The organism is Microbispora sitophila (genome assembly GCF_014892245.1).
Lineage (GTDB): Bacteria > Actinomycetota > Actinomycetes > Streptosporangiales > Streptosporangiaceae > Microbispora > Microbispora siamensis.
Genome location: NZ_JADBGC010000007.1, coordinates 357069 through 376572, shown reverse-complemented (window position 1 = coordinate 376572; position 19504 = coordinate 357069). Strand labels below are relative to the sequence as shown.

The window sequence follows — 19504 nt, the reverse complement described above, 5'->3', positions numbered from 1 at the left end:
CTTTGCCCATCCGCAATGCCGTCGGTGCCATGACCGTAAGTGCTCCAATCCGTCCAGAAACAGTACCGGACAAAAGGGCTTTGCCCGCCCCGGGCCGCGCCCCCGGAACGGGCAAAGCGTTCGTGCCTCCCTCCACTGGCGGTGGGGGGGCGTCCTGGTCGCCCGCGCCGGGCAGCATCTGTCGGATACTCCCTGGCGCGGGCGAGTGATATCCCTCGCCTCCGTCAGCCGCGCGCCGCCGGGTCACTTCCGTACGGCCGTCGCCGCCGGAGGTGCTCCCGCGCCGTCACGCGCGGCCGTACGACTACTTGCGGCCGAACCGGAAGCGGCGGGTGACGGCGAACAGGCTCGCCGAGGCGGCGAACATGGCGCCGAGGGCCAGGGCGAGGAACGACGCCGGGTTCATCCCGGTCAGGCCGACGGGCTGCTCGGCGCTCATCAGCTTGAGACCGCTCAGCTTGCCCAGCGGCAGCACGTCGGCGCTCTTCCCGAGGTCGCCGGTCGGGAGGTTGCGCGCCGTGTCGGCGACGGGCAGCGAGGCGGTCGCGTCCTCCAGCGTCTGGTTGGTGGGCAGCGAGCGAGTCGCGTCGTCGAGCGTGCCGCCGGCCTTGGAGACTGCCGCGGGGGTGCCGGCGCCCTTCTTGCCCTTCGCGGCGGGAACGGCGGGCAGGCTCGGGGTCTCCGGCAGGCCGAGCATGTTCGGCAGGTCGCCGACGACCGGAGCGGAGGGAGCGGCGGCGGCGCTCATCTGCTGCACCGTGTGCTTGCCCGACAGCACCGACGCACCCGGCATGGCGGGCATGACCGCGCCGCGGGCGCTCTTGTGCTGGACCCAGTAGCCGTGGTGCTTCCAGCCGCCGCCCACCTGGGCGCCGCCCAGGCACCCCGCGGCGGCGTCGCCGAGCACGGCCACCGAGTTGCCGCAGACGTTGATCGGCGCGGTGATCGGGGCGACGATCTGGTTGCCCGCGAGGATCCCGTGCCTGCCCGAGGTGATGTTGCCGCCCGCGCCTGCACCGCCGCCGAGGACCGAGGCGCCGCCACGGCAACCCGCGTGGGACCGACCGATGACGCTCACCGCGTTGCCGCAGACGTTGATCGGGGCCGTGATGGGGGCGACCACCTGGTTGCCCCCGAGGATCGAGCCGCGACCGGACGTGACGTTCCCGCCGGCGCCCCAGCGGCCCCCGTGCTTGCTCCAGCCGCCGATCACGGTCGCGCCGCCGCGGCAGCCCGCGAAGGCGTCGCCGACGATCGCGATGGCGTTGCCGCAGACGTTGATCGGCGCGGTGATCGGCGCGACCACCTGGTTGCCGCCGCCGACGCTGTGCACCCCGCTGGTGCGGTTGCCGCCCGCGCCGCCACCGGACCAGCCGCCTGACCAGCCGCCGTGCCCACCGTGTCCGCCGTGGCCGGAGTGCCCGCCGTGGCCGGAGTGCCCTCCGTGACCGGGCGTGGAGCCGCCGTGGCAGCTGCCGGAACCGTTGCCGCACACGTCGGCCGGCGTGGTGATCGGCGCGACCACCTGGGTGCCGCTGCCGACCGAGTAGCGGCCGTCGGTGTCGTGGCCGGCCGAGCCGGGACGGTGCCAGTGACCGCCTCCGTGGTGACCGCCGTATCCGCCGTGACCGCCGTGACCGCCGTGACCGCCGTGACCGTGGCCGCCGTGACCCCCGTGGCCGCCGGAGCCGCCCACTGACGAACCGCCGCGGCAGCCCGAGAACGCCTCGCCGAGGACCGCGACGGAGTTGCCGCAGACGTTGATGGGCGCCGTGATCGGCGCGACCACCTGGTTGCCGCCCAGAATCGAGCCACGGCCGCTGGTGCGGTTGCCGCCGGCGCGGACGCCGTCACGGCCGCCGCCGACGAAGGCGCCGCCACGGCACCCCGCGGTGGCGTCGCCGAAGACGGCGATCGAGTTGCCGCACAGGTTGATCGGCGCGGTGATCGGTGCGACGACCTGGTTGCCGCCCCCGATGCTGTGCACCCCGCTGGTGCGGTTGCCGCCCGCGTTCCCGCGCCGTCCCGAGCCCTTGACCGCCGCGCCGCCCCGGCAGCCCGCGTCGGACCGTCCGATGACGGACACCGCGTTGCCGCAGGCGTTGATCGGGGCGTTGATCGGGGCGACCACCTGGTTGCCGCCGAGGATGCTGCCCTCGCCGGAGGTCCTGTTCTGCCCGGCGCCCACGCCCGCGCCCTGCGCGGTCGCGCCGCCCAGGGAGGAGGCCCGGGAGTCGCCGACGACCGCCACCGCGTTGCCGCTGATGTCGATCGGCAGGGTCACCGGGATGTCGACCTGGTTGCCGCCGAGCACCGAGTGACTGCCGTCGGTGTCGGCGAAAGCCGTACCGCTGCCAAGGGCCATGACGCCGGCGGCCAGAAACGCCGCGGAGGCCGAGCCCTTCGCCCACGTTCGCATGATGAATGCTCCTAGTGGTTCTTCTAGGGGGTTACCTGACAGCTCGCGACGCGTGTCCAGGCCGCATGAGCACAGCGGAGCCGTGGACGTCACGAGGATGGGAAATTCCGCGTCACCCGCGGGAGCCTGCCGCCCGGGCACCACGAGCGAGGGCAGGCGCCGGCACCGGTCGCCGTACGACGGGGACCGGCACGAAGGCGGGATCAGTCAGGAGAGAAAGACGGGTCGTCCGCCGCTGTGCGGACCACCGGGGGAACAACCGCCGCCAGTGGGGCGGGCAGCTTGGTGAAGCGCGGTTCGAACACATCCCGCGCGACATCCCCGAACAGGATGTTTCCACCGCTCGACTGCGGAACCAGGCCCTGGTCTGCGGGCGCGTGGTCCGCGGTGGAGGGCGGAGGGAGCAGAGGCTTCGACTGGCTGGTGAGCCCGTCGACCGTGCGTCCCGCCATCGCCTCGGCGTTCACCGAGACGTCGTCCGCCGCCGTGGGGAAACCGTCGGTGCTCTTCCCGTGGGACTCGACCGCGCCCGGCGAGGGCGGCAGACCGAGGTCCGGACCTGAGAAACGATCGGGAAGAACCGACCCGGCGACGTCATGTGAGGGTGCGGCCCCGGCCACGGACGTCGCCGTGCCGAAGACACCGAAGATCACGCCGAGCAGCCATCCGGCGGCGATCAGCCCGCCGATGACCAGCAGGCGGCCCAGACGGAAGCCGGCCGCGAACCGCGCCATCCGGCTCCGCTCCGCAGAGCCGGGAGACGTGACGCGCACGCCGGGAACGGCGGCGGGCGAACTCGCCCTCCGCTGCTCCTGCGACGTGCGCGTCACGCGACCTCCCCAAACCGCTGAGTCAACAGTCCGCTGGGTCCACCCGGTGCGGATCCAACCCCCAACGGAGAGTTACTGTAGCGGCACGGCACGTGATCGCAAGGGCTTTCTCAGCAGTATCCGAGGAAACGGTCAAGGACCCGGACGCCAAACCGGAGCGAATCAACCGGAACTCGCTCGTCGACGCCATGGAACATCCCGGAGAAGTCCAAGTCTTCGGGAAGCCGGAGCGGCGCGAAGCCGTACCCGCTGATGCCGAGCCGGCTGAACGCCTTGAGGTCGGTGCCGCCGCTGAGCGTGTACGGGACGGCCCGGGAGCCGGGGTCCTCCTCCTGCAGCGCGTCGGCCATCGCCTTGACAAGCGGGCCCTTGAAGGGGGTCTCGACCGCCACGTCGTGGTAGACGAACTCCCTGATCACGTTCGGCCCCAGCAGCTCGTCCACGGTCTGGAAGAACTCGTCCTCGTACCCCGGCAGGAACCTGCCGTCCACGTGCGCGGTCGCGATCTGGGGGATGACGTTCGCCTTGTAACCGGCCTGGAGCATGGTCGGGTTGGTCGTGTTGCGGAGAGTGGCGCCGATCATCCGGGCGAGCGGCCCGAGGGTGGCCACCGCCGCCTCCGCGTCCTCCGCCTTGACCTCCGTGCCGAAGACCTCCTCGAAGAACGCCTGCACGGTGGGGGTGAGCCGCACCGGCCACTTGTGGCGGCCGAGCCGGCCGACCGCCTCGGCGAGCTCGGTCACGGCGTTGTCGTCGTTGAGCATCGAGCCGTGCCCGGCCCTGCCCTTGGCGGTCAGGCGCATCCAGGCGATGCCCTTCTCCGCCGCCTCGATGAGGTACAGCCGGCCCTGCTCGGTGGTCACGCTGAAGCCGCCGACCTCGCCGATGGCCTCCGTGCAGCCCTCGAAGACCTCCGGATGCCGCTCGGCCAGCCACTGGGCGCCGTAGTGGCCCCCGGCCTCCTCGTCCGCGGTGAAGACGAGGACCACGTCCCTGGGCGGCCTGCGCCCCTCGCTCAGACGCCGCCGCACGACGGCGAGGATCATCGCGTCCATGTCCTTCATGTCGACCGCCCCGCGGCCCCAGACGCAGCCGTCGGCGATCTCGCCGCTCAGCGGGTGGTGGGTCCAGTCGGCGGCGTCGAACGGCACCACGTCCAGATGACCGTGGAGGACCAGGGCGTCCCTGCTCGGGTCGGCGCCCTCGACCCGGGCGACCACGTTCGCCCGTCCGGGGTCGGACTCGAGGATCCTCGGCTCCAGGCCGACCTCCGACAGCTTTTCGGCCACGTACTCCGCGGCCTCGCGTTCCCCGGGCCCCGCGTTGTCCCCAGCGTTGACCGAGTCGATGCGGATCAGGTCGCGGCACAGCTCGGCGACCTCGTCCTCCCCGTAGCGTGGGGTCATTACGCCTCCTCCTGCCGGGCGGGCCCGTCAGCGGCCCTCGCCCTCTACGTCGTACGGCTCGCGCCTCCATCCTGCCGCCGTACAGGCGTGACGTTCACCCCCGGGCTGCCGTGAGCCGCGCGCGGGCCGATTCCCGGTATGAAGCAGGGCCGAGAGAGTGCTAACCTGTATCAGCCGACGCGGGATGACGATCCCGCGTGAGGCACCACGTCCGGGTGGCGGAATAGGCAGACGCGCTAGCTTGAGGTGCTAGTGCCCAGTGATGGGCATGGGGGTTCAAGTCCCCCCTCGGACACAAACCTTTCGCACTTTGTGGAGGCTGGGGATGACCCCAAGCCTCCACAAGTCGTTTCCGGGGCCGATACGTATCTTCCGTGGGCCTTCGCGAGATGGGTCTCGGCGGTTCCATTGGGTGACCAGCACCGGGCAGCACCCACCTCAAGCGCTGCCCGCTGCTGGGCGGGCGCGCGACGCCCGCCCCGGTCTCCGGCGGGGCGAGGACGTTTATTGCGGCTGTTCACAGCATGGGGCGACAGGTCGGCCAGAACGGTCTCGATGAGAGACACGACAGAGTGTTATCGCCCCTCTCGCGAAGTGGGGCGAATCTCGACTACTGCGCCCGTGTGCCTGGCGTGTTCGGCGGCCCACACGATTCGGTGGGAGCTGATGGACTCCTCCGGCCCTGAGGTCACCAGGCTGTGATCACCGGTGGCGACGGCCGCGAGGAAGGCACGGATCAGTTCGGTGTCGGCGCCCCCGTGACCGTCGGCGGCCGAGGCGTCCCCCTGGGGATCGAGGTCGATTGTTTCGATGGTGTCGGTGAGGAAGTCGTGGACGACGAGTCTGCGGCCGTCCCCGTCGATGCTGCCGAGCGTGCCGAACAGGCGTGTCTTGCGGAAGTCGAGCGCGCTGAAGGCGGTCATGGTGAAGGATGCCGTGACGCCGCCGGCGTACTCGAGATTGACGACCTGGTGGTCCACGACGTCGTTGCGGCCCGAGTACACGCACGTGCCGTACGGACCGTGCCGAAGGGCCTCGCGCAATCCTTCGGGAGAGACCTCGTGGGTGAGGACGCCGAGTGGCCATTGCTCGTACACCGGATGGCCGAGGAAACGTTCGTAGATCCGTACGGCGGAGTAGACGCAGGATCGTTCGACTGGGCAGTCGACGCACCTGTGGGCGGCACCGGCAGGCTTGTTCTCCGGGCGGAAGTGGTATAGACCTCCGAAGGAGGAGACCCGGGTTGCGGGGCGGCCGATGATGTGGCCGAGCCAGTCGATGTCGTGGCAGGACTTGGCCAGGAGCATCGAAGAGGACTCGGCTTCCACGGCCCACTGTCCCCGTACATACGAGTGCGCCTGGTGCCACCAGCCGACGGGTTCGAGGTGCTCGACGCTGACGATGTCGCCGATCCGGCCCGAGTCGACGATCTCCTTGAGTCGCCGGGAGTAGGGCGTGTAGCGCAGGACGTGGCATACGGCGAGGAGCACGTCGTTGCGGACGGCGGCGGCCACGATGCGTTCGGCCTCCTCCTCCGTCGGCGCCATCGGCTTCTCCAGCAGCAGGGCATAGCCGCGGTCGGCGAGTGCGCAGGCCGGATCGGCGTGCAATCGGTCAGGAGTGGCGATGATCACCGCGTCCGCCAGGCGGGGGCAGGCGGCGAGCTCTGTCCAGTCGGCGAAGACGCGAGCGGGCGGAATGGCGAACTCGGCGGCGAGCGCCAGGCGGCGCTCCGGATCGGGGTCGGCGACGGCGACGACGGTGGCGGTGCCTTCGGCGGCGGCGATGCGCGCGTAGGCAGCCCCTCGCGCTCCGGCGCCCACGATCGCCAGAGTGACGGTCACGACGAAGTCTCCTATTTCACGGCACCCTGGAGGATGCCTTTGATGAAGTGGCGCTGGAAGAACAGGTAGAGCAGGACGATCGGGGTGATGATGATGATCGTTCCGGCGGAGAGCAGCGGGATGTTCTTCCCGAACTGCTGGACGAACTTGCCCAGTCCCGCCGGTGCGGTCCGCATCGCCGGATCCTGGATGAGGATCAGCGCGAGCAGGAACTGGTTCCAGGCCCACATGAAGTAGAGCAGCCCGAGCGTGGTCAGCGCGGACCGGGCGGTGGGCAGCAGCACGCGCGTCAGGACGCGCCAGCTGGAGGCGCCGTCCATCTGCGCGGCCTCGGCCAGTTCCCGGGGCAGCGACTCGAAATGGGTGCGCATCCAGAAGACGCCGAAGGGCATGAACGCGCCTGTCAGCGGCAGGATGACCGACCAGTAGCTGTTGATTAGGCCGACCGAGCGCAGGTCGTAGTAGAGCGGGATGACGATCGCCTCGTACGGCAGGGCCAGGCCGAGCATGAGCAGCGCGAACAGCGGTCCCTTGACGCGCAGCTCCATCGTGGCCATGCCGTACCCGGCCAGGGTCGCCAGCACCAGCGAGACGGGCACCACGCCGAGCGCGATGATCGCGCTGGACTTCATCAGTGAGGCGAAGCCCGCTGTGGTCCAGGCGGTCGCGAAGTTCTCCCAGTGCGGTTCCGCCGGCCATTCCAGCCCGGGCGAGAGGTCGGACTCCGGCTGCAGGGCCGCCGACAGGATGGCCAGGAACGGGAAGACGACGGACATCGCGGCCACGATGAGCGCGAGCCGGGTCAGGTGCTTGGTCATGTCACCGCTCCCTGGTGAGCCGGTTGAGGCCGTACATGACCGCGCAGGTCAGCATGCTCAAGACGGTGCCCAGGGCGCAGGCGGTGCCGACCCGGCCGGCGGTGAAGACCAGCTGGTAGACCTGGACGCCGGGAACCATGGTCGTGTAGCCGGGTCCGCCGCCGGTCATCACGTAGACGATGTCGAAGCTGGCCAGCGCTGCGATGATGGTGACGGTCGCGGCGACGGTGATCTCCTTGCGCAGTCCCGGCACCGTCACGTGCCAGAACTCGCGGATCGGGCCGCAGCCCTCGACCTTCGCCGCCTCGTACAGCGAAGGGTCGATCTTCCCCACACCCGACAGCAGCAACAGGAAGCACAGTCCCGTGCTCACCCAGGTGCCGATCAGACCGACGGCGGGGAAGGCCCAGGTGAAGTCCCCCAGCCAGGCACGGGCGAGGCGGCCGAGGCCGATCGCGGTCAGCACGCCGTTGAGCGGGCCGTCGTCGCTGTAGATCCACTTCCACACCACGCCGACGGCGACGAGCGGCAAGATCTGCGGCAGGAACAGGATCGTACGGATCACCGGCATGGCCCGCCAGGGCGTGGCCGCGACCAGCGCGGCCAGCACCAGCCCCAGGGCGATCGGGATGACCGTGTAGAAGACGATGAAGCCGAACGCGTGCAACAGCGCCCCCTGCAGGGCGGGCTCGGTGAAGACCTCGACGTAGTTGCGCATGCCCGCCCATTCGGCGACGCCGATGCCGTTCCACTCCCACAGGGAGATCCACAGGCTGTGCACCCAGGGCACGATGACGAACGCCGCGTAGCAGACCAGCGCCGGCAGGACGTACAGCAGGGGGACGAACCTCCCACGCCGCCGTCGCGGGACGGCGACGGCGGCGCGTACGGCGTCCTGCGGCGGCAGCAGTGCCGTGTCAGCCATGCGTCTTGGCCCACTCGCTCTGGATCGCGTCGATGAAGCCGGTCACGTCGGTCTTGCCACCGATCAGCTCCTGGGTGGCGGCGGTCAGCCGGTCGTTCATGGTCGCGGTGGCGTTGTTGTTGAAGCCGACCAGGCCGTTGTCGGCGTTGACCCTGGCCCAGGCGGCGACGATGCCGGCCATCACGGTGTCGGTATCCGCCTTGGCGGCCGACGGGTCGGCGGGCATGAAGCCGACCTTGAACTCCTCCGCCGAGGCCTGCGGACCATGCAGGAAGTCCAGGAACGCCGCCGCGGCATCCGGGTGCGCGGATTTGGCGGAGATGGCGTAGGCGACCGAGGTGCCGATCGCGGTTGCCTTGGCGCCCGGGAAGGCGAAGAATCCGGCATCCTCCTTCAGCCGGTCACCGATCTTGCCTGCGTCCCAGTTGCCGTCGATGAAGAACACGCCCTCGCCCTTGGTGAACTTGTCCACCGCGCCCTGCAGGTCCACGCCGTTGGCGTCTTTGGGGAGGTAGCCCTTCTTGGCCCAGTCGAGCAGCTTCTCCGCGCCGGAACGGTTGCCTGGCGTGTCGAAGCTCGTACCCTGCCGGCCGAAGGTCCACTTGGCGGCGTTCTCCGCGCCGTCCTGCGACTGGCCGATCAGCTGGACGGCGAAGGAGGCGTGGCCCTGGGCGTTGCCGAGCTGCAGCGGAACCTCGCCGGCGGCCTTGGCCTTGGCGAGCGCGGATTCGAAGTCCGCCAGTGTCGCGGGAGGCGCGGTGATGCCGAGCTTGGTGGCCTTGGCCTTGTTGTAGTAGACGCCGACGATGGAAAAGCCCGCCGGTGCCGCGTACAGGTCGCCGCTGCCGAGTGTGCTGCCGTCGGCGCCGACCCGCCACTGGGCCAGCTGCGTGCTGGGATAGACCTTGTCCCAGCCGTAGGCCTGCTCATAGGGAGTGAGGCTGCGGACCAGTCCGTCCTTGACCGTGGTGCCGACCGAGTTCAGCAGGGCGATATCAGGTGCCTGCCCCGAGGCGAGCGAGAGGTTCAGGCTCTTGTTGTAGTCGTCGTAGTTGGTGTCCTGATAATTGATCGTGATATTGGGGTGCTCGGCCTGGAAGGCCGCAATGATCGCTTTGATCGCCGCACCGGATTCCGGGGTGGAGACCAAGGACAGGGCCACCTTCTCGGTGGGGGCTCCGGTCTTCACCGGTCCGCTCGTCTCGGGGGCGGGAGCGTTCGAGCTTCCGGGTGCGCACGCAGTGGCGAGCAGGGCTACGGCCGTCCCGGCGAGGAACGTGCTGATCTTCATGGGGGATCTCTCCGAATTGCGTAAACAGTGCACGGCCGGCTGCTGCCTTCTCGCCGGACACCGCGAGCAGGGTTTCGAAAGAAACTTTCGTTCGATATGGTGGGGGCACCCCAGGCCGCTCGTCAAGAGGTGGCGATGACGATCAAAGAGACCCTTCCCGGCGGCGACCAGAGCGCGTTGCGGCATCTGAACACCCGCCGAGTGCTGCAGACCCTCTACGACGGGCCGCCACTGACGACCAGCGGAGTCGCCCGGGCCACCGGCCTGTCCAGGCCCACCGTCCAGGGCATCCTCACGGCCCTGGTCGATACGGGCCTGCTCAAACCCGACGGTCACGACATCGTCAGGACCGGCGGCAGGCCGGCGCAGCGCTACCGGTTCAACGTCGACGCCGGATACCTGGCAGGCGTCGACATCGGCGCCCATGCCGTGTCGGTGCGGGTCGCCAACCTCAACGGCACGCCGTTCGCGGGCGCGCGCCGCGCGGTCGAAGCGGCGACCGGAGCCGCGGAGCGGATCGAGGCGGCCGCACAACTGCTGCGGCAGACGCTGCCCGCGGACCGGGGCAGGCTATGGGCGATCGGCGTGGGCACCCCGGGCATCGTCGACGCCGCGGGGGTCGTCCGGCTGAGTGTGGCCCTTCCCGGCTGGACCGGAATCCGGCTGCCGGAGGAGATCGGCGAGCGGTTCGGATGCCCCGTGACAGCGATGAAGGACACCAATCTGGCCGCCCTGGCCGAGCATCGAGTCGGTGCGGCTCAAGACAGCTCGGACGTCCTCTACGTCCACGTAGGACATCGTCTCGGCGTGGGCCTGCTGGTCGGCGGCAGGCCTTTCACCGGGGGAACCGGTGGCGCGGGGGAGATCGGCCGGCATCCCGTCCTGGGGTGGGAACAGGCCCCGGCCCGGCTGCTCGCGGACGCAGGACTCGCCGCCACTGTCGACGAGAACGCCAGCGAATGGGTGTTCACACGGGCCAGGAGGGGCGACGAGGGCGCGGTGAAGGCCGTGGACGCATTCGCGCGCACACTCGCCGACGGAATCGGGGCGATGGTGCTGGCGGTCGCTCCTCAGATGATTGTCATCGGCGGCGGTGTGGCCAGGGCGGGCACGGTGGTGCTCGACCCGATCCGCCGCCACCTCGCCGAAGTCTGCTATGAGGTTCCTCCGCTGGCCGTGTCGGCCTTGGGCGAGGACGCGGTGAACATCGGCGCCGTGGAGGCCGCGCGCGATCACGTACGGGAGCAGTTGTTCTCGGCGATGCCCGAGGAGAGCGGTCACTCGTGACACCTGTTTCGAAGGAAATCTTCTTTCGAATCGTGGTGCCGAGCGATCGTCGCCCGGGGGTGTTCACCTCACCGGGCAACGACCGCTGTGGGCGTTCTAGCCGAGGGTGACCTCGGCCAAGGCGTACTGGCCCGGTGACTTGTCGACGATCAGATAGAAGGTCGTCGCGGTGGTCCTGGGCAGCGCGACGGTCGCCGTATCGCCGTTCCAGGTCAGATCGGTCGCGGGCAGGACCTGACGCCATACTCCGCCGGCCCGGGCCTCGACTCTGATCCGGGTCGGCCGGTACCCCTCCGGGGAAGTCAGCGTGATCGATGAGACGGTCTGCGGCGCGCCGGGGTCGATCTGCAGGCCGGTTCCCGCCACTTCAGCGCCGATCCAGACGGTGGCGGGGTCGCCGTCCACCGCTTGCTGTGCGTCCGGCAGCTTGTCGGTGCCGCTGTCTTCCCTGACGGGCGATCCGCCGGACATCGCGGTGAACTCGTAGACGGCCAGGTGTCCCCAGATGAGGTTGGCCTTCTTCACGACGAGCCTGATGCCGTAGGCGGCGACGGGAGCCGGGAAGGCGATGATCGGCGATTCCGGCGTGGTGCTGTTGAGCTTCCAGGTCAGGGTCTGGTCGGCCGCTCGGGTGGTCCAGGTGCCGTCGGCGTTCTTGGTCTGCACATCGACCAGCGTCGGCCCTTGGCCCTGGCCCCAGGCGACGGTCACCTGGACGGCGTCGATCGTGTGCGGCGTGCTCCAGTTGACGCTGAGGGTGCCGGGCAGCTTGGGGTTGTCCGCGGAGGCCCAGGAGGTCGCGGCGTTCCCGTCGTCGATCGCCTGGATGTCGCCGATCGAGGTGCCGAGCGTGGTCTGGGCGCTGCCGCCGGGGGTGGCGGTGGCAGCCGCGACCGTGCCCAGTGTGCCGCGGACCTCGTTGAGGGTGACCCGCCCGGTCGCGGCCTTGACGATCACGCGGACCTCGGTGGCCGCGATGGGCGCGGGGAAGGGAACCCGCAGCCATTCGCTTCCGCCGCTCCAGCTCAGCGCACGATCGCGCACCTGCGTGACCCACTCGCCGTCGGCGTTGCGGGCCGTGACGTCGACAAGGGTCGGTCCGGAGCTGGCGGCGAGCAGGTGGATGCCGTCGAGGGTGCGCGGCTCACCATATTTGATCATGATTTTGCCGGTCGCCTTGGTGGCGGTCCACGAGGTGGCAGGGTCGCCGTCGACCAGAGCCTCGGCGTGCGGGCCGAAGTCGGTGGCGGCATGGGTCTCCACCGGGTGCTGGATCGCGCCGAGGTCGGCGGGACCTGCCGGTACGGCGGTGCCGAGGATGTCGGCGCCCGGGCCGATGGAGACCCCGGCATCGATCGCGGGCGAGTCCGGTGCGGGCGTGTAGGCGCGCAGCACCTTCAGCAGGTCGGCTCGGCTGATCTTGCCCTCGTCGGGAAGTTCCGTGCCGGGCGCGGCCAGCTTGGGATCACCGATGATCGGCTTGGAGTCGGTCCTGGGGACTACGGGCGAACCGGACTCGTCCCAGTAAAGGTTGTGACCGTAGTTCATCGGGATGTCGTTGCCGTTGAAGGAGCAGGTGCTGCGGCAGTCGAACGTGGCCCGGGCGGGGTTGTAGAAGATGTTGTTGAACAGCAGGTTCCCCGAGGGGCTCTGGTTCCGGACGAATGCTTCGACGGGCTGCTCGTACTTGGTGCCGTCCGCCCGGTTACGCGGCACGGTGTCCGCGGTCCCCCAGATCGTGTTGTTGTAGCCGCGGAAGTTCCAGCATCCACTCCAGAGGGAGAACGGCCGGAAATAGTCGCGACGGCTGACGTTGTAGCGCAGCGTGACGTTGTTCGCGGAGATCAGGCAGAGAAAGAAGCCGCCGGCGTTGGAATCGGAGTAGTTGTACTGGACCAGGGAGCCGCTCGTCCCCATGTCGGCGTCGAATCCCTGCATGTCGGTCGGGTCCTGGTTGAGGGAGTTGAACCCGGTCCTGCGGGAGACGTTGTACTGCACCGTGATCCGGTTGGTGCCCTGCCACCAGATCCCGACGTTGCCGCCACCCGGGACGAGGCGGTGCGCGGCGGCCCGGTCGACGGTGTTCCACTCGACCAGCGCGTCATCGCTGTACTGCGGCGTGATGCCGCCGCCCGCGACGTCGTGGACGTAGTTGTCGCGGAAAACCGGCCGGGCGAACGCCTTGCGGGTCTTGCTGACCTCGGAGGCGGGCACGCCGGTCTCCGGCGAGTAGATCTCGCAGCCCGCGCACCAGGTGGTGAACGTGGAGATGCCGTAGCCGTTGGAGTCGCTGACCTCGTTGCCCTCGATCAGCAGATCGGAGTACCAGGTCGGTGTGGTGTTGCCGCGCACGCCCACGACGATTCCGCCCCGGCCGATGCGCGAGGTGCCCTTGCCGTCGATGTCGTGGACGTAGTTGTCCTTGACGACCACACCGGCCACCTCGCCGATGTCCTTGGCGATCGCGAAGATGCCGCGGTAGTCGATGGACTTGGAAGCCGACAGATCTGTGCTGTTGGTGACCTCCAGGCCCGAGACCACGACGTCGTGGGCGTTGGCGATGGTGACGGCCGCGTCCACGAGGGTGTCGCCCGCGATCAGGGGACGCCCCTGACCGTAGGAAGTGATCGTGATCGGGGCGCCTGGTGTGCCGGAGGAGGTGATGACCAGGCCGCCGTGCCAGGTGTCACCGCCCTGGAACCGGACGGTGTCGCCGGGGTGAAGGCCGGCCGAGTTGACCTTCTCCAACGATTTCCAGGCGGTCTCCGGGCTGGTGCCCGCCGCGGAGTCATCGCCCTGGGCATCGACGTAGTAGGTGACGGGGCCGGTATCGGCGGCTGCGGCGGAAGTGGTGGCAAGCGGAGTCGCCGCGAGCGCGAGCGCTGTGACGATGCCTAGTGTCAGGCGTCTCATAGGCCTTCCTTGAAGGGTGTCCGGGGTCGGCGGAGGAACCTCGGCGGCGAAGCCGCAAAGGAGAGCCCCGGGTCCCGGTCGTCGACCAGGGGGCTGCCGACATCCGTACTTATGAAGAGGTTTTTCATAAGTGCTACAGGCCAGGAGAATAGGGATGCCCATGTACACGGTCAATGGGGAGCGACAAGATACGCAGATCTTTTTCTAAACCCCATGGCGATCTTCTAGAGTGAGGCTCGTGTCTGATGTGCATGCCACTTCCCTCGTGCGCCGGATGACCTCCCTGGTCACACTCAGGACCCTGCGGGAGAGCGGCGCCATGACCGTGACGCAGCTGGCCCACGCGACCGGCCTGTCACGGCCGACGGTCACCTCCCAGCTCGACGAGTTGACCGCGCAGGGCTGGGTCGAGGAGCACTCACCGGCCGGCGGCATGGGCCGTCCTGCGCGCCGGTTCCAGTTCAGGGCCAGGGCAGGATTCGTCGTCGGGCTGGACATCGGAGCGCACACGATCCGGGCCACGCTCAGCGACCTGATAGGCGAGACCGTCGCCACCGAGCGGCGAGCCGTACCGGAAGAGGCGGGCGCGGCGGAGCGGCTGGCCGTTGCCAGGCAGGTCCTCACTGCCGTCCTGACCGAGGTGCCCAGGTCTCAGCTCTTCGCCGCAGCGGTGGGCACCCCCGGCGTGATCGACGGCACCGGCCGTGTCGCGATCTCGGTGCTGCCCGAGTGGTCAGGCGTGGATCTGGCCAGCCGGCTGGGCAGGTCGATGCCGTTCCCGCTGCTCGTGGAGAACGACGCCAACCTGGCCGCACTCGCCGAACACTGGCGAGGCGCGGCAAGGGAAGCCGACAACATCGTCCACGTGCTCGCGGGGCGGCGCAACGGCGCCGGGCTGATCATCAACGGTCGTCTACACCGTGGACGCGCCGGAATCGCCGGGGAAATCGGAGCCCTGAACCTGATCGGCTGGGACGAGGCACCGGCCGAGCTGATCAAGGCCGCTCCTGGAATCGCCCCCGACCACGCCGCCGAACACGTCTTCGCCGCCGCGAAGGCAGGCGAGGCGACGGCCCAGGCGGCGGTCGAACGCTTCGCACTGATGCTGGCGCAAGGCGTGGCGGCGATGGTGCTCACCATCGACCCCGACATGGTGGTGATCGGCGGCGGCCTCTCGCTGGCCAGCAGCACTCTGCTGGCACCGCTGACCCGCCACCTCGACGAGCTCTGCTTGAGCACCCCTCCCGTACGGATGTCGGAGCTCGGCGACGAGGCCGTCGTCCTCGGTGCGGTACGACTCGCGCTCGACGACGTCGAACGACGGCTCTTCTCCGTCGAGACCTTGCTGCCTGTCGAGCAGGTGAACCTCGTAGGGCCCTCTGGAGGTTGCGGCTGAGGACAACGGGGAGAGCCGCACGTCTTGCGCGGCCTCAGCCGAGTGCCAGTTCTGCGACCCGGCGAGCCAGCAGGCGGGCGGGATCGACGACGGGGACGGGGACGCGGGAGCCGTCCAAGGCCAGGACGATCTCGGTGCACGCGGCGACGACCCGCTCGGCGCCGCGGTCCGCGAGGGAGCGGGAGACCTCCTCGAGCACGTGCCGGTGGGCCGCGCCCGCGACGCCGCTCTTGACCGCGCCGATGGCCGCCATGACCCGCCGCTGGTCGGGCTCGTCCGGCTCGATCACCGCGACGCCGCGACGCCGCAGCGCCTCCGCGTACAGGCCCGCGCGCAGGGTGCCCGACGTCGCGAGCACGCCCGCCGCGCGTACGCCGTCGGCGGCGAGGGCGTCGGCGGTGACCTCGATGATGCTCGCCAGTTCCAGCCCGGCCTCGTCCGCGAGGCGAGGGACGAACGCGTGGGCGGTGTTGCACGGCACGGCGAGCACCTGACACCCGGCCCGTTTCAGGCCCTCGATGCCGCGTCGCAGGTATGGGGTCGGGTCCTCGCCGTCGCCGACCAGGCTCAGGGAGCGGTCGGGGACGCGGGGGTCGCCCCAGATGACGACGGGCACGTGCCCCTGGTCGCAGGTCGCCGGCGTCTCCTCCACGAGCTTGCCGTAGAAGTCGACCGTGGCCGCCGGTCCCATGCCGCCCAGGACGCCGACCAGACGGGCTCCACTCACCGGCCGCCTCCGGCCGGGCCGCGGACCCGCCGGGTGCCGCAGAACCGAGTCATCGAGATTCGTCCTCTCCCCGAGTGCCACGGGTTCCCCGCACGGCCATGGGTGTGGCGAGCCGGGACGGCTGCCCGCACAAGGATCGATCTATAAGGTGATTTCGGCGTATGAACGCAGCAAACAGCCATTGAAGGGGTGATTGTGCAGGATTCCGGCACAGAGCCGCCTCGGTTGCTGTCGGAGGCCGACCTCGAACTGATCGACGCGCTCCAGATCAACCCGCGCGCGAGCTGGGTGGACATCGGGGCGGCGATCGGCGCCGATCCGGTGACGGCCGCGCGGCGCTGGCAGCGGCTGAACGCCTCGGGCGAGGCGTGGACCACCGTCGCCCTCGGGCAGCGCCAGATGCACGCGATGAGCATGGCGTTCCTGGAGATCGACTGCGGGGCCGGAGCCGCGGTCGAGGTGGCGGACCGGCTCGCCACGGCCGGCCACCTCATCACCGTGCAGCACGTCGCCGGAGGCCACGACCTGTTCGTGATCGCCGTGGCCGCGTCGATGCCGGCGCTGGCGGACTACCTGCTCACGGACCTGCCGCGGGTGCCGGGCGTGGCGAAGGTGCGCACCCACGTCGCGACGCGCGTCTTCGAGGCCTCGTGCCGCTGGCGGCTGCGGGTGCTGCCCCCTCGTGCGGCGGCCGCGCTGGCGCGGCGGCCCGGCCCGCCGGAGTCGACGAGGCGGATGGACGCGCTCGATCGCCTGCTGTTCAAGGCACTGCTCGCGGACGGCCGGGCCGGTTACTCCGAGCTGGCCCGGACCGTCGGCGTATCCGAGCGCACAGTGCAGCGCAGGCTGTCCCGGCTGGTCGCGACGGGCGACATCGACTTCCGCTGCGATCTCGCGCGCCCGCAGGCGGGCTGGCACTCCTCGGCGATCCTGTGGCTGCGGATGCCGGACGGCCGGCTGGAGGAGACGGGGCGGGCCCTGCTCGGCTGGCCGGAGACGCGCACCTGCGCCGCACTCGCGGGCACCCGCAACATGCTCCTCACCGTGGGGCTGCACGGGGTCTCGGACCTGCACCCGCTGGTGGTCCGCCTGGAGGAGCGGTTTCCCTACATCAGCGTCACCGACCGGCAGATCGTGCTGCGGCAGACCAAGCTGTACGGCCGGGTCCTCGACCGGCTCGGCCGCTGCACGGCCGTCGTCCCGGTGGACCCGTGGACCCTGCCGCCGTACGCCTGAAGGGTCAGCGGGGCTCGGGGACGCCGCCGCCCCGCGCCTCCCGGCAGAGCCCGGCGCGCAGGACGTCCGCCTCGTGGCGTCCCACCATCTGCAGGTCGCCGACCGCCAGCGCGGGCAGGCCGAGCGCGGACACGACGGCGGTGAGGCGGCCGACCTCGCCGCGTACGGCGGCCTCGTCGCACCCGAAGCGGGGCGCGGGGCCGCCGAGCGTCGGCATGATCAGGAGATCGACCCCGGACATCTGCGCGGAGAATCGGGCCCGGACCGCGGCGAGTTCCTCGATCGCCCGGCGATACTCCCGGTGGCCGATCCCCGCGGCGCCGTCCAGCTTCCGCCGCACCCCCTCGCTGTAGCTCCCGGCCGCCCTCGGATAGGTGGCCTCGTGCGTACGGCGGGCCTGCGCGCCCACGATCGTCCAGTACGGCGGCAGGATGTCGTAGGGCAGGGCGATCTCGCGGACCTCGGCGCCGAGGTCGGCGAACTCCCCGGCCTGCGCGCACCCCTCGGCGACGCCGACGACCAGCCCCTGCAGCGAGTCCGGCGGCTCGACCGCCTCGCCGGAGAGCACCCGCCACACGCGGGCGCAGTCGGCGACCGAGGTGGTCATGGGCCCGACGACGTCGAACATGGGAGCGAGCGGCGCTACGCCTTCGGACGGGACGGCGCCGGCCCCGGGGCGCAGGCCGACCACGCCGCAACAGGCCGCCGGGATCCGCACGGAACCGCCGGTGTCGGTGCCGAGGCCGAACCGGGCGATGCCCGCGGCGAGCGCGGCCGCCGTGCCGCCGCTCGATCCGCCGGGAGACAGGTGGGCGTGGCGCGGGTTGCGCACGTCGCCCCAGTGCGGATTCTCGCTGGTGACGCCCCAGGCGAACTCGTGCTGGTTCGCCTTGCCCACCAGCAGTGCCCCCGCGCGTTCCAGCGCCTCGACGCAGGGGGCGGTGGTCAGCGCCTCCTCGCTCCCGTACAGGGCGGAGCCGCGGGTCGTGGGAAGCCCGGCGACGTCGATCATGTCCTTGACGACGAACGTCCAGGCCCACAGCTCCGGCGGGACGTCGGGGGCGGTGTGATCCTGGCCGGCGAGCCGCTCGATGACCGGCTCGGCACCGGCCTCGATGAGGATGGCGTGCCCGCTGTGCAGGCGGATCGCCTCGGCGGACCGGGCGATCGCCGCCTCGCGTGCCGCGACCGCCTCCGCGGATCCGGTGATCGCCGCCTCGCGTCCCATGGCCGGGGACCTCCTCACGCCTGCTCCGACGGCGGGGGCCGTCCGGTGGGACGGCGCGGCGAGTCCTCACCGGCCGCGCCCATGATCCGGCAAATGGTGACATATCCCCCGTTCCGCGTCGAGCCCCGCAGGAGAGGTCGAGCCCCGCGAGGACGGTCGAGCCCGGCGGGGGCGCCGGAGCGGCGCGCGCCGTACGGTCAGACCGCGAGCGCGTCCAGCAGGGACAGCAGGCGGGCGGTCTCCCGCTCGGGGCGGGCGAGGGCGAAGATGCTGCGGCTGGTGTTCAGCCAGGGCACGTCGGCGACCACGACGCCCGGGCCGTGTCCGTGCAGCGCAAGGTCGGGGATGAGCGCGGCGCCCATCCCCGCCTCGATCATCGCCATCGTGATCTTGAAGTCGTCGGAGTAGCCGGCCACCCGGGGGTGCAGGCTCCAGCGGGCGAACACGCCCTCGAAGAAGGAGGCGTCACTGCTGCCCGGGTGGTGCATGATCCACGGCAGGTCGACGAGCTGCTCGGCCCGGTACGGCGCCAGGTCGCCCCACCGGGCGGGAAGGACGACCTTGTAGCGGTCCTCGGCGATCCAGCGGCGGCCCAGCGCCGACGGCCACGAGAGGCCGGAGTTCCCCACCTGGTAGACGATCGCCGCGTCCATCTCGCCTCCGGCGCCGAGACGCGGGATGAGCTGGGAGGACTCACCGATGGTGACCCTGACGCCGGCCCGGTCCCTGTCCTCCATCCGTCCGAGCACGCCGGTCAGCATGCCGGCGAAGCTGGGGAAGATCCCCAGGTGGATCCGCCGCTCGCTGTTGCGGTGCACGGCCTGCACGGTGGCGATCATGCGTTCCATGTCGCCGAGCACGGTCGCCGCGTGTCTGGCCAGCACCTCGGCGGCGCTGGTGGGCAGCACGCTGTGCGCGGACCGCTCGAACAGCCGCACGCCGATCTGCCGTTCCAGCGCGGCCATCTGCTGGGAGACGGCCGACGAGGTGTACCCCAGCCGGTTCGCGGCGGCGGCGAAGGAGCCGAGCTGGACCACCTCGCGCAGAGTACGGAGGTGTTCCGGCTTGAGCATCAGCGTTCCTTGCTCTCAGGGTTGCTAAATGTCGTGTTTATAGCGCTTCCGCCTTTTTTTCGCCACTCCTACAGTGATGGACCACCGTTCCCCGAACCCCTTGAGAGTCAC

General features: G+C 70.4%; 14 protein-coding genes and 1 tRNA gene. 4 read left to right on the top strand and 11 right to left on the bottom strand.

Annotated features, from left to right (window positions below):
• Nucleotides 1–304: 304 nt before the first annotated feature.
• From IL992_RS47630 to IL992_RS15820, 3 genes are all read right to left on the bottom strand, one after another.
• Nucleotides 305–2419 (bottom strand): chaplin family protein, encoded by a 2115-nt coding sequence (locus tag IL992_RS47630; protein ID WP_193204085.1) that lies wholly within the window; start codon nucleotides 2417–2419, stop codon nucleotides 305–307.
• Nucleotides 2420–2622: 203 nt separating this feature from the next.
• Nucleotides 2623–3249, bottom strand: a complete 627-nt coding sequence (locus IL992_RS15825; protein WP_193204084.1) for a hypothetical protein — start codon at nucleotides 3247–3249, stop codon at nucleotides 2623–2625.
• A 110-nt stretch (nucleotides 3250–3359) separates the two neighbouring features.
• Nucleotides 3360–4655, bottom strand: coding sequence for a M20/M25/M40 family metallo-hydrolase (locus IL992_RS15820; RefSeq protein WP_193204083.1), 1296 nt, complete (start codon nucleotides 4653–4655; stop codon nucleotides 3360–3362).
• A 209-nt stretch (nucleotides 4656–4864) separates the two neighbouring features.
• Between IL992_RS15820 and IL992_RS15815 the strand changes: the two genes are divergently transcribed.
• Nucleotides 4865–4950 (top strand) — tRNA-Leu (locus IL992_RS15815).
• Nucleotides 4951–5230: 280 nt separating this feature from the next.
• Here IL992_RS15815 and IL992_RS15810 read toward each other — a convergent pair.
• The 4 genes from IL992_RS15810 to IL992_RS15795 are packed head-to-tail and all read right to left on the bottom strand — an operon-like array spanning nucleotide 5231 to nucleotide 9431.
• Nucleotides 5231–6499: a Gfo/Idh/MocA family protein gene (locus tag IL992_RS15810; protein WP_193204082.1), complete on the bottom strand. Its 1269-nt coding sequence runs from the start codon at nucleotides 6497–6499 to the stop codon at nucleotides 5231–5233.
• Nucleotides 6500–6510: 11 nt separating this feature from the next.
• Entirely contained in the window at nucleotides 6511–7317 is an 807-nt protein-coding gene (locus IL992_RS15805; protein WP_193204081.1) for a carbohydrate ABC transporter permease, read from the bottom strand.
• Between the two features lies 1 nt (nucleotide 7318).
• On the bottom strand, nucleotides 7319–8242 hold the full coding sequence (locus IL992_RS15800) for a carbohydrate ABC transporter permease (RefSeq protein ID WP_193204080.1): 924 nt from the start codon (nucleotides 8240–8242) through the stop codon (nucleotides 7319–7321).
• The gene (locus IL992_RS15795) at nucleotides 8235–9431 is read right to left on the bottom strand and encodes an extracellular solute-binding protein (protein WP_193204079.1); all 1197 of its coding nucleotides are present in this window, start codon (nucleotides 9429–9431) and stop codon (nucleotides 8235–8237) included. Before IL992_RS15795 ends, IL992_RS15800 begins: the two co-directional genes overlap by 8 nt.
• A 237-nt stretch (nucleotides 9432–9668) precedes the next feature.
• Between IL992_RS15795 and IL992_RS15790 the strand changes: the two genes are divergently transcribed.
• Complete coding sequence (locus tag IL992_RS15790) at nucleotides 9669–10820, top strand: ROK family transcriptional regulator (RefSeq protein WP_193204078.1); 1152 nt, start codon at nucleotides 9669–9671, stop codon at nucleotides 10818–10820.
• A gap of 96 nt (nucleotides 10821–10916) precedes the next feature.
• Here IL992_RS15790 and IL992_RS15785 read toward each other — a convergent pair whose 3' ends face one another.
• Complete coding sequence (locus tag IL992_RS15785; RefSeq protein WP_193204077.1) at nucleotides 10917–13733, bottom strand: discoidin domain-containing protein; 2817 nt, start codon at nucleotides 13731–13733, stop codon at nucleotides 10917–10919.
• A 238-nt stretch (nucleotides 13734–13971) separates the two neighbouring features.
• Here IL992_RS15785 and IL992_RS15780 point away from each other — a divergent pair, with 238 nt between their 5' ends.
• Complete coding sequence (locus IL992_RS15780; protein WP_319018575.1) at nucleotides 13972–15129, top strand: ROK family transcriptional regulator; 1158 nt, start codon at nucleotides 13972–13974, stop codon at nucleotides 15127–15129.
• A gap of 34 nt (nucleotides 15130–15163) precedes the next feature.
• Here the strand turns inward: IL992_RS15780 and IL992_RS15775 are convergent, their stop codons facing one another.
• Nucleotides 15164–15856 (bottom strand): cysteate racemase, encoded by a 693-nt coding sequence (locus IL992_RS15775; protein ID WP_319018574.1) that lies wholly within the window; start codon nucleotides 15854–15856, stop codon nucleotides 15164–15166.
• A 195-nt stretch (nucleotides 15857–16051) separates the two neighbouring features.
• Here IL992_RS15775 and IL992_RS15770 point away from each other — a divergent pair, with 195 nt between their 5' ends.
• Nucleotides 16052–17092 (top strand): Lrp/AsnC family transcriptional regulator, encoded by a 1041-nt coding sequence (locus IL992_RS15770; protein ID WP_319018573.1) that lies wholly within the window; start codon nucleotides 16052–16054, stop codon nucleotides 17090–17092.
• Between the two features lie 4 nt (nucleotides 17093–17096).
• On the opposite strand, the gene IL992_RS15765 is transcribed toward IL992_RS15770, so the two are convergent.
• On the bottom strand, nucleotides 17097–18320 hold the full coding sequence (locus tag IL992_RS15765; RefSeq protein ID WP_193204076.1) for an amidase: 1224 nt from the start codon (nucleotides 18318–18320) through the stop codon (nucleotides 17097–17099).
• Nucleotides 18321–18517: 197 nt separating this feature from the next.
• Nucleotides 18518–19393 (bottom strand): LysR family transcriptional regulator, encoded by an 876-nt coding sequence (locus IL992_RS15760; protein WP_193204075.1) that lies wholly within the window; start codon nucleotides 19391–19393, stop codon nucleotides 18518–18520.
• Nucleotides 19394–19504 lie beyond the last annotated feature (111 nt).

What these genes read in the sequence shown, in the direction of transcription:
- IL992_RS47630 (WP_193204085.1), bottom strand. Translation starts at nt 2,419, where the DNA reads ATGCGAACGTGGGCGAAGGGCTCGGCCTCCGCGGCGTTTCTGGCCGCC.
- IL992_RS15820 (WP_193204083.1), bottom strand. Translation starts at nt 4,655, where the DNA reads ATGACCCCACGCTACGGGGAGGACGAGGTCGCCGAGCTGTGCCGCGAC.
- IL992_RS15805 (WP_193204081.1), bottom strand. Translation starts at nt 7,317, where the DNA reads ATGACCAAGCACCTGACCCGGCTCGCGCTCATCGTGGCCGCGATGTCC.
- IL992_RS15800 (WP_193204080.1), bottom strand. Translation starts at nt 8,242, where the DNA reads ATGGCTGACACGGCACTGCTGCCGCCGCAGGACGCCGTACGCGCCGCC.
- IL992_RS15790 (WP_193204078.1), top strand. Translation starts at nt 9,669, where the DNA reads ATGACGATCAAAGAGACCCTTCCCGGCGGCGACCAGAGCGCGTTGCGG.
- IL992_RS15785 (WP_193204077.1), bottom strand. Translation starts at nt 13,733, where the DNA reads ATGAGACGCCTGACACTAGGCATCGTCACAGCGCTCGCGCTCGCGGCG.
- IL992_RS15765 (WP_193204076.1), bottom strand. Translation starts at nt 18,320, where the DNA reads ATGGGACGCGAGGCGGCGATCACCGGATCCGCGGAGGCGGTCGCGGCA.
- IL992_RS15760 (WP_193204075.1), bottom strand. Translation starts at nt 19,393, where the DNA reads ATGCTCAAGCCGGAACACCTCCGTACTCTGCGCGAGGTGGTCCAGCTC.